13 protein-coding genes are annotated in these 14,940 nt (G+C 55.5%); 4 read left to right on the plus strand and 9 right to left on the minus strand.

What is annotated here, in order from left to right:
- Positions 1-214 precede the first annotated feature (214 nt).
- The 6 genes from ENJ37_08165 to ENJ37_08190 form a co-directional block, all read right to left on the minus strand.
- Positions 215-1,219, minus strand: coding sequence for a hypothetical protein (locus ENJ37_08165; GenBank protein ID HHL40466.1), 1,005 nt, complete (start codon positions 1,217-1,219; stop codon positions 215-217).
- A 455-nt stretch (positions 1,220-1,674) separates the two neighbouring features.
- Positions 1,675-1,914, minus strand: a complete 240-nt coding sequence (locus ENJ37_08170; protein HHL40467.1) for a type II toxin-antitoxin system HicB family antitoxin — start codon at positions 1,912-1,914, stop codon at positions 1,675-1,677.
- A gap of 78 nt (positions 1,915-1,992) precedes the next feature.
- Positions 1,993-2,919, minus strand: coding sequence for a hypothetical protein (locus ENJ37_08175; GenBank protein ID HHL40468.1), 927 nt, complete (start codon positions 2,917-2,919; stop codon positions 1,993-1,995).
- Positions 2,920-3,480: 561 nt separating this feature from the next.
- Positions 3,481-4,218: a DUF481 domain-containing protein gene (locus ENJ37_08180; protein ID HHL40469.1), complete on the minus strand. Its 738-nt coding sequence runs from the start codon at positions 4,216-4,218 to the stop codon at positions 3,481-3,483.
- Between the two features lie 50 nt (positions 4,219-4,268).
- Positions 4,269-5,141 (minus strand): ATP-dependent sacrificial sulfur transferase LarE, encoded by an 873-nt coding sequence (gene larE / locus ENJ37_08185; protein HHL40470.1) that lies wholly within the window; start codon positions 5,139-5,141, stop codon positions 4,269-4,271.
- Complete coding sequence (locus ENJ37_08190) at positions 5,135-6,175, minus strand: hypothetical protein (GenBank protein ID HHL40471.1); 1,041 nt, start codon at positions 6,173-6,175, stop codon at positions 5,135-5,137. The genes larE and ENJ37_08190 overlap by 7 nt, the downstream gene beginning before the upstream one ends.
- Before the next feature lie 278 nt (positions 6,176-6,453).
- On the opposite strand from ENJ37_08190, the gene ENJ37_08195 reads away from it, so the two are divergent.
- The 4 genes from ENJ37_08195 (at position 6,454) to ENJ37_08210 (ending at position 9,444) form a co-directional block, all read left to right on the plus strand.
- Entirely contained in the window at positions 6,454-7,524 is a 1,071-nt protein-coding gene (locus tag ENJ37_08195; GenBank protein HHL40472.1) for an AI-2E family transporter, read from the plus strand.
- 3 nt (positions 7,525-7,527) lie between these two features.
- A complete protein-coding gene (locus ENJ37_08200) occupies positions 7,528-8,376 on the plus strand; it encodes a site-2 protease family protein (protein ID HHL40473.1) in 849 nt (282 codons plus the stop codon).
- Positions 8,373-8,606, plus strand: coding sequence for a hypothetical protein (locus ENJ37_08205; protein ID HHL40474.1), 234 nt, complete (start codon positions 8,373-8,375; stop codon positions 8,604-8,606). The genes ENJ37_08200 and ENJ37_08205 overlap by 4 nt, the downstream gene beginning before the upstream one ends.
- A gap of 70 nt (positions 8,607-8,676) precedes the next feature.
- Positions 8,677-9,444 carry an MBL fold metallo-hydrolase gene (locus ENJ37_08210; GenBank protein HHL40475.1) on the plus strand — a complete coding sequence of 256 codons (768 nt, stop codon included), beginning with the start codon at positions 8,677-8,679 and terminating at the stop codon, positions 9,442-9,444.
- A gap of 993 nt (positions 9,445-10,437) precedes the next feature.
- Here the strand turns inward: ENJ37_08210 and dnaN are convergent.
- From dnaN to ENJ37_08225, 3 genes are all read right to left on the minus strand, one after another.
- Positions 10,438-11,538 carry a DNA polymerase III subunit beta gene (gene dnaN, locus ENJ37_08215; GenBank protein HHL40476.1) on the minus strand — a complete coding sequence of 367 codons (1,101 nt, stop codon included), beginning with the start codon at positions 11,536-11,538 and terminating at the stop codon, positions 10,438-10,440.
- Between the two features lie 251 nt (positions 11,539-11,789).
- A complete protein-coding gene (gene dnaA / locus ENJ37_08220) occupies positions 11,790-13,142 on the minus strand; it encodes a chromosomal replication initiator protein DnaA (protein HHL40477.1) in 1,353 nt (450 codons plus the stop codon).
- A 362-nt stretch (positions 13,143-13,504) separates the two neighbouring features.
- Positions 13,505-14,758, minus strand: coding sequence for a Glu/Leu/Phe/Val dehydrogenase (locus ENJ37_08225; protein HHL40478.1), 1,254 nt, complete (start codon positions 14,756-14,758; stop codon positions 13,505-13,507).
- Positions 14,759-14,940 lie beyond the last annotated feature (182 nt).

A 14,940-nucleotide genomic window follows, 5' to 3' on the forward strand; every position in this document is an offset into this window, starting at 1 on the left:
CGGAAACGGCCCCGGGGGTGCCGGGAGGCGCCAGGCGGGGTTTGTTACGCCTTTGCCTCCCGGCACCCCCGGGGCCGTCACGAATGCAGACCGCCGATGAGAAGGAGACCTTATATCCACTCCTTAATGAAGTTACATTGGCATAATAATTAAGCTCACCTGCCGCTATTCCGTTGACGCTCCATAACGACAGGTGCAGCGCCTTGTTCACTTTTCAGCATAACTCTGACCATGTGCGTCCTTTTAAAAGATCTGCCAATGACACTTCATCTTCTGCATTAAGCTTAGAGATATTGAAGTATTGCTTACTACCAAGCATGCCGCCTGGAGTATCTTTTATAAATTCAGTATCATGCAATGGGCCCAAAAGAAAAACCCGTGTAGGGTATTCTCCAGGGCGCAATGTATTTATTTTCTTTTGCGCTTCAGACAATAAGTCGGCGGTCTTTTCTCTAACGTTTTTCCACAACAGTTTCGCTTTAGATTCACTTTCAACATCTACGACTGCTCTAATTATTGCGATTTTTTCCACCTTCTTTTGACGGTACATGCCGAAATATTTGCAGCGACCATGAGAATAAGCCCCTCCTTCAGCAGGACACATATATACATTTCCAATCAAAACATCATCTGGCAGACCAGCACAATTAATTACATCAAGCCAGTTTTGCCATGAGGGAAGCAAGCCCTCTTCGTCTAAATATGCCCGTAAGTCCTTGATAGCATCTGATACATTCTTGGGCAATGTCGGCAGGTCTATAGCAGAAATGAAATCCTCAAAGGACACCGCCGAAAAGAAAATATTGTTCCGATATTTTTTCTCACATAACCCCTTGATCTTCTCAAATCGTTTTGAAATATCTCCTTCAAAATTTCCGAGGGCAATAAGTATCTTTAGCCCATGAGTTTCCGAATTTAGTGCGTCTAAATGATTTTCTAATTGTTTGTCATAGAACCAGTCGTAGTTTTTGGTTTCAATAAAGACTGTGAAAGCTTTTTGCGTTATGAGTCCATCGGGGACACTGCCAGCCTTTCTCTCTTGCTGGCGAAATTTCACCCCTACATCCTCTGACATATCGTAGCCACACAACCCACTAAGGATTTCCGCCAAAAACTTTGGATTTTCCTCATAAATCATTTTTAGCGCGAGCAAACAATAATTAGTGGTTCTATTCTCTTTTTGCGAGTATCCAGAAAATAGGCTTATTGTTTTCCCCATCTCAGATCCTTTCTATCGAAAACGAACTTATTATTCTACACAAAATCTCCCTTTGCCCTCGTTCCCCAACAAAAACACGCTAAAATTATACATCAACCTCACAAAAAGTCAACGAAGCCCGGCTCTCACCGTCCATGTAACCGGCATCCGAAAAGACTCATCGGGTTCTGGAAGGAAACGGCCCCGTGGGGGGGTGCCGGGAGGCAAAGGCGTAACAAACCCCGCCTGGCGCCTCCCGGCACCCCACGGGGCCGTCACGAATGCAGACCGCCGATGAGAAGGAGAGAGGGAGACCCCTTTCCTCCATCACTTAATCAAACAAACAACACGCGCGAGGTATGAGGCCGAAGGCCGCTTTGCGTGCCTTCGTGATAACAACGCCCATGAAGATTCATCGGTTTTTCTTTGATTACTTTCTTCAAAAAGTCTGAGCTTTCGCTCCAGCTCTCTATGTTTCATGCAACCTGCACCTTGTCAAGAATCACATCTTCCGGCAGGCCCCGAAGGACATCCTCTCTCCGGTCTTCCAAAATCAATACAACAGCCTCACTCAGGCTGTCTTTCGCTTCTTCTACTGTCTCGCCCTGACCATTGGCTCCAGGTATCTCCGGGCATATGGCCCAGTATCCGCCTTCCTGGGCCTCTTCAATAATGGCAGAAAACTCGACTTTCTTTTTTGCTTCCTGTTGTTGCATGGAGAGAAAGAGAGGGCCAATCTTTCGAATTGACAAATTTAAAGTGGAGGAACTTTTTGTCAACGATAAAAATCGACCTTATTTGAGCACATGCGCCATGTAGTTGATTAAGGAAATCGCTTTTAGGCTATTTATCTTTGTGCCGTAATCGAGTGACTCCCCATGAAGTACCATATGTCGATTCAACTCGGTAAAACCAGGGCCTCGTTCTTTTTCAGACGCACCAATAGGCAGACTATGCGCAAGCGGGCTTAGAAGTGCCGCTCGATAGGTGTCTGCCGCAATCTGTTCCACATAGATTGCTGTACGAGGCTTTTTGTTTTGTTTAATAAAGAAGTACTCATTGACGACTTCTTTGCATATCCCATCGGTCTGCGACAGAAAAACAGGTATCGAGAGTTCGTATTCACACCGCCTGTGGGCCGAGAAAGCCGCCTTAATCACCTTTTCGCGCTTTGGAAATCTTCCTACAATTGATGTTTCTATCTCTTCCAAACGTTCTTCGAAATATTGCACGAGGGCATCCTCTGCCTCTTGCACATTCCCTTCTGCTAGGGCCTTCTTCAGTTGCCAAAGAGAAGGAATGGGCATCTCAAGGTCGAGGTACCACCCATGTGTTCCAAGAAGTATTAAGGCTTCTTGTGTTTTGGGTGGAAGCTCCTTAAAGCTCCACTGAAGCCCCTCAAAGGCGGGACTAATAATTTCTTTTTTAAGCGACTCCCTAAATTCTTCCACCTGCTCCGCCGCTGGCCCTAGAACAGTCAGTACGTAACGTGGAAGCTCGAATGTTGCAATATCTTTTCGCCACTTCTCTTGGGCAGCGAAAATAGGTTCGAGGGATTTCTGAAGAGCTGCTTGCGATTTTAAAAAGGGCTGCGTTGCTCTTTTTAGCTCCTCCCGCTGTTTGAGAACAGGTGCCATGAGCTTTTGCATTTGCTCGCCCATTTTTTTCCACTGTGTTAGGTGGGCTTCAATCGCCTTTGTGACTTTCACGCTTGTCGTCACGACTTGGCTCCTTTATTTTCAAATTTTGCCACTAATGTTTCCTTGAGTTCTAACTTGCCGGAGAAAAGGGATCAATTCTTTAGTCATTATCAACAAGTCCGGTGTTTTGCTTATAAAACTCTTTTATGGCCCGACCATTAAGAATCGAGTATCCCGGCGCATTTTATCATGTCACCTGCCGGGGGAACGAATGGAAAGAGATATTCCAGGACGACTCTGACAGACACCGCTTTATCACTTTCCTTTCCGAGCCCGCAGAAATCTATTCCGTCAGGCTCCATGGCTAAAAGGAAAAGAGGGACATAGCCCCACACCGGTGTTCGGTGTTCAGAAAAAAGGATTCATCGTGCTGTGGTAACGGCCCCGCGGGGGGGGCCGTCACGAATGCAGACCGCCGATGAGAAGGAGAGAGGGAGACCCCTTTCCTCCATCACTTAATCAAACAAACAACACGCGCGAGGTATGAGGCCGAAGGCCGCTTTGCGTGCCTTCGTGACTGCGACGCCCGTGAAGATTCATCGGTTTTTCTTTGATTACTTTCTTTTTTCAAAAAGAAAGTAATCAGTAGTTCATGACGAGTGTGGTGGCGAAGGTGGTGTCGGTCTTTTCGGCGCCGGCAACCGGCACGTTGTCGTAGTTCACGAGGTAGCTCACCTTGAGCGAGAGCACGTCGCTAAGAGAGGTGGTGACGGCCGTCTCGGCATTGAGGTTGTAGTTTTTCGTCTCCTCGAAGTCGGGAAGCCACTCCACCCACTGGGAAAAACGGGTCTTCTTGTCAAGGGCGTAGACGTACTTGCCGTAGAGGCGGCCGCCTGCGTACTCCTTCGATGTGTTGTCCGTATAGTCGTCCCACGTGTAGCTCAGACCGGCCTCGGCGAGCAGCTTGTGGCTGTGCGTAGAGACGATCGTGTAACCGCCGCCGCCGCCCAGTATGTAGCGCGAGTCGAGGCCCATGAACTTGTCCTTGAGCCACTGGCCGTTGCCGAAGGTGTAGAGCCTGTCGGTGTACTCCTTGTCAACCCTCAGCTCGCTGGAGTAGCGCTGGGCCGTCCTCACGCCGCTGCTCTCGCCCTCGAGCACCGCGACCTTCCACTTGCCGGTCACCGTGGCGCTGGGCCTGTAGGTGAGCCCGTTCTTTAAGAGCAGTGTCTCCGTATCGGTATTGCCGCCCGTCTTTACGTAGGAGAGCTCGGCTTCGTCGCTTATGCTCTTCTCCGCCGGCTTGTCGAGCGCACCGGCAAGGCCCGCACAAGTGACGAGCGCCGCCGCCGTGAAAAAACAGACCATCTTTCTTGTCACTGATTTACCTCCTCCGGCTCGATCCCCTGAGCGGCGGGCCAGACGCCGCCTCAACTCGAGGCCCCCTCTTTACGGAGCGTCTCGTTCATGCTCCCCGTGCGGTAGCCCTCGAGGTCGAGCGTTACGTAAGTGAAACCCTTCTCCTTGAACTTCGAAATCACGGCCGAGCACACCTCGTCGTCGAGAAAGGCGGCGAACGCCGCGCGCGGCACCTCGATGCGGGCGGTCTCGCCGTGGTAGCGCACACGGAGCTGCACAAAGCCCAGCGAGCGCAGAAAACGCTCGCAGGCATCGACCTTTTCAAGGCGCTCTATCGTTATGGCCGTACCGTAGGGAAAACGGGAGGAGAGACAGGCGAGACTGGGCTTTTCCCAGGTGGGGAGGCCGAGCTCGCGGCTGAGATAACGGATCTCCGCCTTACTCAGCCCCGCCTCGCGCAGCGGACTTCTCACGCCGCGCTCGGCCGCGGCCGTGCGGCCGGGGCGGTAGTCGCCGTCGTCGTCCACGTTGGAGCCGTCGGCCACGTGGGAGAGCCCGAGCTCGTCGGCCTTCTTCCTGCAGATGTCGAAGAGCTCGCCCTTGCAGTAGTAACACCGGTTCTCGGGGTTGGCGGCGAATCCGGGGATCTCGAGCTCGTTGGAGTCGACCACGATATGGCGTACCCCCATCCGCGCCGCCAGGCCCTTCGCCTCCTCGAGCTCGCTCTCGGGGTACGTCGGTGAGACGGCCGTAAGGGCGGCCGTCCGCTCCCCCAGCACATCGACGGCCGCCCTGAGCAGAAAGGTAGAGTCCACGCCGCCCGAAAAGGCGACGAGCACCGAACCCATCTCCCCGATAAGCGCCTTGAGGCTTTCGTGCTTCGCCTCCGCCGCGGCCCCGTCCACGTCGATGGAGAAACCCCGGTCTGCGGCGCTCGTCAGCATACCCTGGCCCCCTCGATCACCTCCTCGGCAAGCGGCGCCGTGACGGTGAAGTCCGCCGCCTCTCCGATTTCCTCAGGGTCCGCCGTAAACTTCACCTTCGCGCCCTCGCCGGCCTTGCCGGCCGAATACCTCACGACGAGTCCGGCGGCGAAGTCCCGAAGGCCGTTGGAGAGGGCGCCGGCCGGGGCGTCCATTATGAGGGCCACGGGACCGGCGAAGCCCACCGGTTCGACGAGGATCGCCTCGCCCTCCGCAAGCCCCTTGAGCTTCGCGTTCTCGCCCTCGTCCCGGCCCACGACGACCTTTGCTCCCCTGTAGCGGAAGTGCCTGCCGAACTTGAGCGCGCGGAGGTCCCTCAGCGTCACCTCCTCCTTGTGGTCGAGAAGGTCCCTGACCTTCCTCGAAAATATCCTGTCCGTCAGAAGACACCCGCCCGAGGGACAGGGGTAGTCGCCCACCTCGAGCTCGTCGGCGAGCTCGATCTGCGGCCTGCGGGTCCTGCCCGTTATGGCGAGAAGCTTGTTCCTGTCGACGAGCCCCTCCTTCTCCGGGATGGTCGGCTCAAGCTGGCGCGCGCAGAGCGGGCGCAGTATGAGTCCCTCGAGCCCGCTCTCGCGCTCGATTATCTTCATGGTCTCGCGCCGCTGGCTCATGGGACGCTGACCAAGGACCTCGCCCGTTACGATGAACGAAGCCCCTATCTCGGCCATGTACTCCCCGGCCCGACGGAACATGTAGATACGGCAGTCCACGCACGGATTTATGCCCTTGCCCCGGCCGTAGCGGGGATTGCGCACTATCTCGATGTAGTCGAGGCCCTTGACCATCACCTTTATCGGTATGCCGAAGCGCCTGGCCACCTTCATGGACTCGCTGCGACAGCCGCCGGAAAGCTCCTTCTTCGCACTGCCGCTGCACGTGCAGAAAGCGGACGTGAAATTGAGCGCATGCACCTCTATGCCCTGATCGAGCATGAGCTTTACGGCGAGCGTGCTGTCAAGCCCCCCCGAAAGGAGAGCCACCGCCTTTGTCATGACACACTCCCTCCATATAATCCTTTAAATGACCTGAGATAGATATTATACTGACATGGCACGGGAAAATCAAAGGGAAGCTTTGATTTCTCTGGGGGAAACTTTCTGTAGAAAGTTTCCCCCAGACCCCCTTCAAAGACTTTTAATTCCCTGCGGATCACGCCGATTTTGCAAGCAAAATCGGCGTGATCCGCAGGGCGTTAAAAGTTTTTGGAGGGAGTCTGAGGGAACCTTTTTACAAAAAGGTTCCCTCAGGGTAATAAAACGGGTAAACGAAGATGGAGCCTCGTTACATAGTCAGTCTCGGTCTCGCCGTTCTCATTCTCTACCTGCTTTATCTCATAATGGCGCCTTTTTTCGTGCCCATATTCTGGGCCGTCGTTCTCTCCGTGGTCTTTCATCCTTACTACAGGCTGCTCAGGAGGCGGATGAGGCTTGGAAGTGCTGTGGCCTCGCTGCTCACCTGCGTCTCGGTCGTAGCCTTCATCGTCGTGCCGGCCGTGCTGCTCGCCTCCTCACTCGCCGCCGAGCTCGCGTCCCTGTACCGCTGGGCCGAAGGGTATCTCAAGGGCATGACCGGCGACGCCGGGGGCTCGGCCGGTCTTGCCGCGGCCTGGGCGCTCGACTATGTGGAATCGCTCGCAGGCGACTATATAGACATCTCGAGTCTCGACATCAAAAGCCACGTCGCTTCACTCGTAAAGAGCGCGAGCGCATTCCTCACCAACGCCTTGACGGGAGCGGTCGTCGATATCACAAGGTTCATGCTCGACACGGCCCTCGCCTTTTTCATACTCTACTATATGCTCAAGGAGGGCGAGGGCTTCGTCTCCAGCGTAAAGGGACTTCTGCCCTTGAGTGAGGAGAAGGCGTCGGCCGTGCTCGAAAAGACGGGTGAAGTCGTCTCGGCCACGCTCTACGGAGGCGTTCTCGTATCGGCCATGCAGGGCATACTCGGAGGGACGGCCTTCTGGGTCCTCGGCCTCTCCTCACCCGTGCTCTGGGGCATGTTCATGATGATAGCCGCCTTCCTGCCGCTTGTGGGGCCGGCTCTGATATGGGCGCCGGCGGCCGTCTATCTCGTCGTCAAGGGAAGCGTGGTAAAGGCCGTGCTGCTCGCCCTCTGGGGAGTGGTGGTGGTTGGACTGGCCGACAACATACTGAGGCCCCTCATAGTGAGCGGCAGGACGAACCTCCACCCGTTGCTGCTGTTCCTGTCCATCCTCGGCGCCATAAACGTCTTCGGCATCATAGGGCTGGTGGCGGGACCCCTGGTGCTGAGTGTCGCCATGGCGGCCGTTGAGATCTATAGGGAGGGCGCCGGCCGGGAAAGCTCCGGCGGGGTGTAGCCGATGGAACGTCGAAGCCGACTGCCCCTGGTGCTCTTCCTCTTCACCGTGGCCACCACCGTTACGGCCGGCGCCTTCTACGAAGGGATCAACCCCTTTGCAGAGCCGCTCGGCCTCGTCAAGGGCGTGCCCTTCTCGACGGCTCTTCTTCTGATCCTCGGCACCCATGAGATGGGTCACTACCTGGCGTCGAAGCGTCACGGCGTCAGGGCGACCCTGCCTTTTTTCATCCCGGCCCCTCCCTTTCCTCCCATGATAGGCACCTTCGGCGCCGTCATAAAGATGAAATCGCCCATCATGACCCGCCGCGCGCTCGTAGACATCGGCGCCTCCGGCCCGCTCGCCGGTTTCGTCGTGGCCGTCCTTGTGCTCGCCGCCGGCCTCGCCGTCTCCGACGTGAGACCGGCCGAACCGCAGCCGGGCCTCTTCTGGCTCGGCTCTTCCATACTCTTCGATATCATGAGCGGCCTCATAATCGGCCCCGTGCCGGAAGGGCACGACATATACCTCAACTCCGTAGCCTTCGCCGGATGGATCGGACTCTTCATCACTTCCATGAACCTCCTTCCAATCGGCCAGCTCGACGGCGGACACATCGTCTACGCCCTCCTCGGCGGCCTCCACAGGACCGTATCCGTCGCAACCGTCGCCGTCCTCCTTGTGCTCGGCAACTTCACCTGGCCCGGCTGGATAGTGTGGGCCCTTCTCGGCGTAATCATAGGAGTGGGCCATCCGCCGGTTCTCGACGGCCACCGGCGGCTCGACGCCCGCAGAAAGGCCCTGGGAGCGGCTTCGCTCATCGTATTTGTATTGACTTTCATACCTTCGCCGTTTTATATTATCACCCCATGAAGGAATTCACCGAAGAAGAACTCAAGCTCTACGACGGCAGCACGCCGGGCAGGCCGGTCTACTTCGCCTACAACGGCAAGGTATACGACGTTACCGACAACCCGCTCTTCATCGACGGAGTCCACTTCGAACACTACGCCGGTCTCGACCTGTCGGCCGACATGGCCGACGCCCCCCACGGCGAGGAGGTCCTCGAGGAGCTTACCGTCGTAGGCACCTACGTGGACTGAAGGCGGCTGCCGCGGACTCGTCCCCCGGGGACCCCCTTTTGACCGATCCTTCCGGCAACCTCCATATCCTATGAAGATAATATTCCTCGGATGCGGGACTTCCACGGGCGTTCCGGTCATCGGATGTCACTGCAGCGTATGCTCGTCCGACGAACCGAAGAACAAGCGAACGCGCTCTTCCATACTGGTAAGGACCGGCTCGATGAATATCCTCGTCGACGCATCGACGGACCTCCGCGCCCAGTCGCTTGAAAACGGCGTCGAGCGCATCGACGCCGTCCTCTTCACCCACCCCCATGCAGACCACATACACGGCATAGACGAGCTCAGGGCCTTCAACTTCCTCCAGGGCTCGTCCATCCCCTGCTACGGCAGCCCCCACACCATCGCGCGCATACGCTCCATGTTCGACTACATATTCACCGACACGCCGGGATGCGGATGGAAACCGAGGCTCACCACCCATGAGGTCACCGGACCGTTCAACCTCTTCGGAGTGGAGATAACGCCCGTCGAGATAGAGCACGGCGCCGACAGGATACTGGGCTTCAGGTTCGACGAGGCGGCATACATTACCGACTGCAGCCGCATCCCGGACAGCTCCATGGAAAAGCTGCTGGGCCTGAAAGTGCTCATAATCGGCGCCCTGCGGCAGAAACCCCATCCAAGCCACTTCACCATCGATCAGGCCCTCTCCGTCGCGGGCGAGCTCAAGCCCCGACTGACGGTCCTCACCCACCTCGGCCACGGAATGGACTACCGCCGCGACAACCCCCCTCTTGCCCCCCATGCCACCATGGCCTACGACGGCATGGAACTCGACTTACTTTCTTTTTGAGAAAAAGAAAGTAAGCAAAGAAAAACCGATGAATCTTCATGGGCGTCGTTGTCACGAAGGCACGCAAAGCGGCCTTCGGCCTCATACCTCGCGCGTGTTGTTTGTTTGATTATTGATTGATTGTTTGATTGAGTGATGGAAGAAAGGGGTATTCTTGGCGGTCTGTTTTCGTGACGGTGAAAGCCTCGTTTCGTTGACTTTTTGTGAGGTTGCTGTATAATTTTAGCGTATTTTTGTTTGGGAACGGGGCAAAGGGAGATTTTGGGTAGAATAAATGAAAGACGTATTCCCTATATTATTTAACATCTTATTTTTCTTGACATTAATCTGGCTGTATTTGTGCCACAAAATGTTCGGTATTCTACGCACGAGACATCCGGAGAAATATGAAGCCATGGGTAAGCCGAGTCTAATAATGAATAATTCAATTTCAAACAATATATCATTCATGAAGTTTTTACTTAAAAGGGAGTGGGAGGAATTGAACGACGAAGGTCTGGCTAATTTATGTAAAGGCATGTTGGTTTTTGTTGCTCTGTATTTAATCTTGTTTTTTAGTCTGATTTTCAGTATGTCATTAGACATTGCGCCATAACAAGGCGCTCAAGCTGACTGCCATTCCTCTGTTTAAATTGTCAATTGGACAGAATTTCCCATCTTTTACTCGCTTGCCGAAAATACAGCCCCCCTGGGGTGCCTGGAGGCAAAGGCGTAACAAACCCCGCCTGGCGCCTCCAGGCACCCCAGGGGGGCCGTTTCAAATACCCGAATACCCCGCCGAATAACCGGCGCGCGTTATCTTCTTTGAAGGAGCCTGAAGGTTTTATTCCGGGGAAATTAAGAAGGGCTTCCTGCGGGGTGTCATTATCCGATTGAATTTATCGCTGTCCCCTGGAGGTCGTGGCGCAAAGGCGTAAACGATCCCGCCTGGCGCGCCCCGACCTCCAGGGAAGAGCTTCACGAAAAGACCGCCTCCCATACAATAAAAGGAGTCTACAGCCTCATGGGCATGACGATATAGGTATAGTCGTCGCGTCCCACAGGAAGGAGTTTTACGGGGCTTGCGTTGTCCTTCAGCTCGAGCATCACCTCTTCGTCATCGAGCACCTCGAGCACGTCTATGAAGTACCTGGCGTTGAAGGCGGCCTCGAGCTCTTCGTCGTCGTAACGGATGTCGAGCTCTTCCGTGGCGTCCCCCACGTCAGGGCTTGCAAAGCTCAGCGTAAGCTTCTGCTTGGAAAAATTGAACCTCACGCCCTTTATCTTGTCTGTCGAGAGGATGGACACACGCCGCAGCGCGGCGAGAAGTTCGCTCCTCTCCGCCACCGCCTTCTTGTCGTTGTCTCTCGGTATGACCTGCCTGTAATCGGGAAAATCGCCATCGATGAGCCTTATGTAGACGTAGGTGTCGCCCTGCCTTGCAACGGCGCTCTTTTCACTGAGACCGAAGAGAAGCGGCTCCTCCTTCTCTTCAAGCAGTCTCTTGAGTTCCGCCACCCCCTTCCTCGGCAGTATGACCCCTTCGCTGGCGTCTCCCTCCATGCCCTCGGCCTCTCCCTCCACCACTGCAAGACGGTGGCCGTCGGTTGTGACGAACCTTATCCTCGAGTCCTCCCTCTCCATGAGAAAGCCGTTTATGTTATAGCGCGTCTCGTCGGTGGAGACGGCGAACGCCGTGTGGATTATCATGGTGTCGAGTGTCTCCGGATCAACGCGCCTTAGCGTGGACTCGTCTATGGCGGGGAAGGCGGGAAACTCGGAGGCCGCTATGCCGGGGAGGTGAAAGATCGCCTTCGAGCCCTTTACGGTCAACCTTTCACCGTCCGTCGAGAAGTCTATATCGCCCTCGGGAAGCTCCTTTACGATGTCGAAGAGCTTCTTGGCATTGACCGTGACGGCCCCTTCCTCCATGACAGCACCTTCGCAGGCGTCCTTTATGAAGATCTCAAGGTCCGTTGCCATGGTGACGATCCTGCCGTCGGCGGCCTCGATATATACATTGGCGAGGATGGGCTTGGTGTTACGCTTTTCAACGACACCCTGTATCCTCTGCAGAAGTTTCAGAAGCGAGCTCTTGTCAGCATGGAATTTCATCCGCACATTCCCCCGACTCTACTGATAATAGTCTTTATATATCTCAAAAGATTTAGTAGCAGTGACTGTTGGCAAGTTGATTAGTGGCGCAACCTGCCGTAATGTCTCTCATTTACGCTGTTGGCAAGGTGTGCCGGAAAAGAGCGGTTTTCAACACTAACGCTCCGTGCCCGCCCTGTTTCGCCGGAACGTCCCTTTTTACCAACACACCGTACACATAATCCACCACCTTTTCCACAGCGGATAAAGGCTCAGTCAAGTCCCAGGTCCGCCCGCAGCGTCTTTATCGAGCCCCGCAGCTCCGGGTTGGTCTCTATCTCCTTTTCAATCTTCTTGTAGGCGTGAATGGCCGTGGAGTGATCCTTTCCGCCGAAGGCCGATCCGATCTCGGGAAAAGAGAACTTGCCGTAGCGGCGGGAGAGGTACATGGCCACCTGTCGCGGATAGGCAACGGTCTTGTGTCTTCGCTTTGACTTTATGTCCGATACCTTGATGTTGTAGAAGGCCGACACCGCCTTCTGTATCTCGGCGATGGTCAAGCTCTTCTCCTTCTTCTCCTTTATGAGGTTCCTGAGGGCTTCCTTGGCGTTCGCAAGGCTTATCTCCTTGCCCGTGAGACTCGTTACCGCCACGACACGGTTTAAGTGACCCTCGAGCTCGCGCACGTTAGAGCCGCTCACAGAGGCTATGAGCTCCGATACCTCGTCAGGCAGATGTATGCCCAGTGAAGAGGCCTTCTTTCGGACTATGGCTATCTTCGTCTCCTCGTCGGGCGGCTGTATGTCGGCCACCAGACCCCACTCGAAACGGCTCCTCAGCCTCTCCTCTATGCCGTCTATATCCTTCGGGTACTTGTCGCACGTGACGATTATCTGTTTGTGGGATTCGTATAAGGTATTGAATATATGGAAGAATTCTTCCTGTGTCCTCTCCTTTTTGGCCCAGAACTGGATGTCGTCTATGAGCAGCAGGTCGGTCTCCGAGAACTTGCCGCGAAATTCGATCATCTTGCTGCGGCTCACGTAGTTTATGAACTCGTTCATGAAGTTCTGCGAGGTGTAGTAAGAGACCTTCTTGGCGCCGATGCGCTCTATTACGCTGTGCGCTATGGCCTGGAGCAGGTGCGTCTTGCCCAGACCCACACCTCCGTAGATGAACAGCGGGTTGTACCTTCCGGCAAGGTGCTCGGTCACGGCCACACACGCCGCATGGGCGAATTCATTGGTCTTTCCGATGACGAAGTTCTCGAAGGTGTAGTTGGGGTTGAGCCCCTCGACGGCGACCGTCTTCTTTGATCTCCTCGGCGAAGATCTTCTCTGCCTCGGCCTCTCCTTTTCCTCCTTGCCCCTGTTGTCGTCCTTTATCTTCCAGCATACCTTGAGGTCCCTGTCCGCAACCTTCCTCAGCACGTCGAGTATGAGGGGCTGGTAGTGCTCCTTTATCCATTCGAGGAAGAAACGGTTCGGCACCTCGAGCTCAAGGGTGCCGTCACCTCCGCCACAGACGCGGATGGGCCGGAACCACGTGGCGAAATGCTGCTCGCTTACGTGCCTGCCCACGTCCACAAGGCAGTTCTTCCATATGGTTTCCGTAATGTTTTCCATTGGTTGAGTGAATGAATCAGGAGGTTATAAACAGGGTTATAAACAAGTGTTGATATCTTGCATACATTCGGAGAGGTCACCACTGTACCAGAGTCGAAAACCTTTGGCAAGTGCTTTTCCGGCTCAAAATCACAAGTCTTCGATTGTGAAAGAGAATTTTTTTTGTCCCCTCCAATAGGTGGAACTTCCGGCAAAGGCTCTGTACGCTGCGCTTTCCCACTCCCCTGATTTTACTTGTGAAATAAGAGTGATAGTCAATGACGGTCTGTATTCGTGACGGCCCCTGGGGTGCCTGGAGGCGCCAGGCGGGGTTTGTTACGCCTTTGCCTCCAGGCATCCCAGGGGCCGTCTCCCCCTCGGGATCACGGATAGATTCCGCGAAGCGATGCCGCTGCGGCCACCCTCCCCACTGCCAGTATCATTGCGGCCGTCCTCATGTCGGTCTTTTTGGAGAGCGACGTCTCCAGCACCGCATCGAAGGCCCTTGTCATTATCTTTCTGAGTTTCTTGTTCACGTCCTCTTCCTCCCAGAAGAAGCGCTGGAGATCCTGAACCCACTCGAAGTAAGAGACCACGACGCCGCCTGCGTTGGCGAGCACGTCGGGGATTACGAACACGCCCTTTTCCTTGAGTATAGCGTCGGCCTCCGACGTGGTGGGATGATTGGCCGCCTCCGCAATGATGCGGGCCTTTATGTCCGCCGCGTTCGAGCGGTTTATCTGTCCTTCCAGGGCCGCCGGCACGAGCAGATCCACGTCCAGGGCGATGAGCTCCGCCGGTTTCATATCGTCTGCGCCGTCGAAGCCCGCGACCGAGCCGCCTGCGTCCTTGTGGCGCGCGAGCGCGTCGATATCGAGACCGCCGGCGTTGTGGACGGCTCCCCTTGAGTCTGAAACGGCGACGACCCTGGCGCCGGCGCCGCTCAAAAGCGCGGCCAGGGTCGAACCGACCTTGCCGAAACCGATTATGGAGACCCTGAGACCGTCGAGACTCATGCCGAGGTGGGTGAGGGCCTCGGTGATGAGTATGAAGACACCTTCAGCCGTGGCCCTGTGCCTGCCGAGCGACCCGCCGAGACATATGGGCTTTCCCGTCACCACACCGGGCACGGCGTGTCCCTTCATCATGGAGTAGGTGTCCATCATCCAGGCCATGACCTGCTCGTCGGTGTACATGTCGGGGGCCGGTATGTCCGATTCGGGACCTATGATTATGCCGATCTCATAGGTGAAACGCCTCGTGAGCCGTTCCTTTTCCGCGGTGCTCATGACGGTGGTGTCGCAGGCCACACCGCCCTTGGCCCCGCCGAAGGGAATGTCCACGAGGGCGCACTTCCATGTCATGAGGGCCGCCAGGGCCTTTATCTCGTCGAGGGTCACGTCACGGTGATAACGGATGCCTCCCTTGCCCGGACCGCGCGCCGTGTCGTACTGGACCCGGTAGCCCTTGAAGATCTCAAGCCGGCCGTCGTCCATCTCCACCGGCACGGAGACCTCCAGAGAACGCATCGGTGTCTTGAGCCGCTTTACGAGACCGGCTGGAAGATTCAAATAGCCGTTGGCAAGGTCCACCCCCTCGATTACCTCGGAAAAAGCACTTCTCTCTTCGACAACCATGACGGCGCACCTCCTTTTGAAAGCTCCGTATTGATTACCCTGGGGGAAACTTTCTGTAGAAAGTTTCCCCCAGACCCCCTTCAAAGACTTTCAATACGAGTTGGTTTCCCCCTGTTTTGCTTGGCAAAACAGGGGGAAACCAACTCGCATTAAAAGTTTTTGGAGGGAGTCTGAGGGAACCT

Source organism: Deltaproteobacteria bacterium, assembly GCA_011375175.1.
Taxonomy (GTDB): Bacteria; Desulfobacterota; GWC2-55-46; order GWC2-55-46; family DRME01; genus DRME01.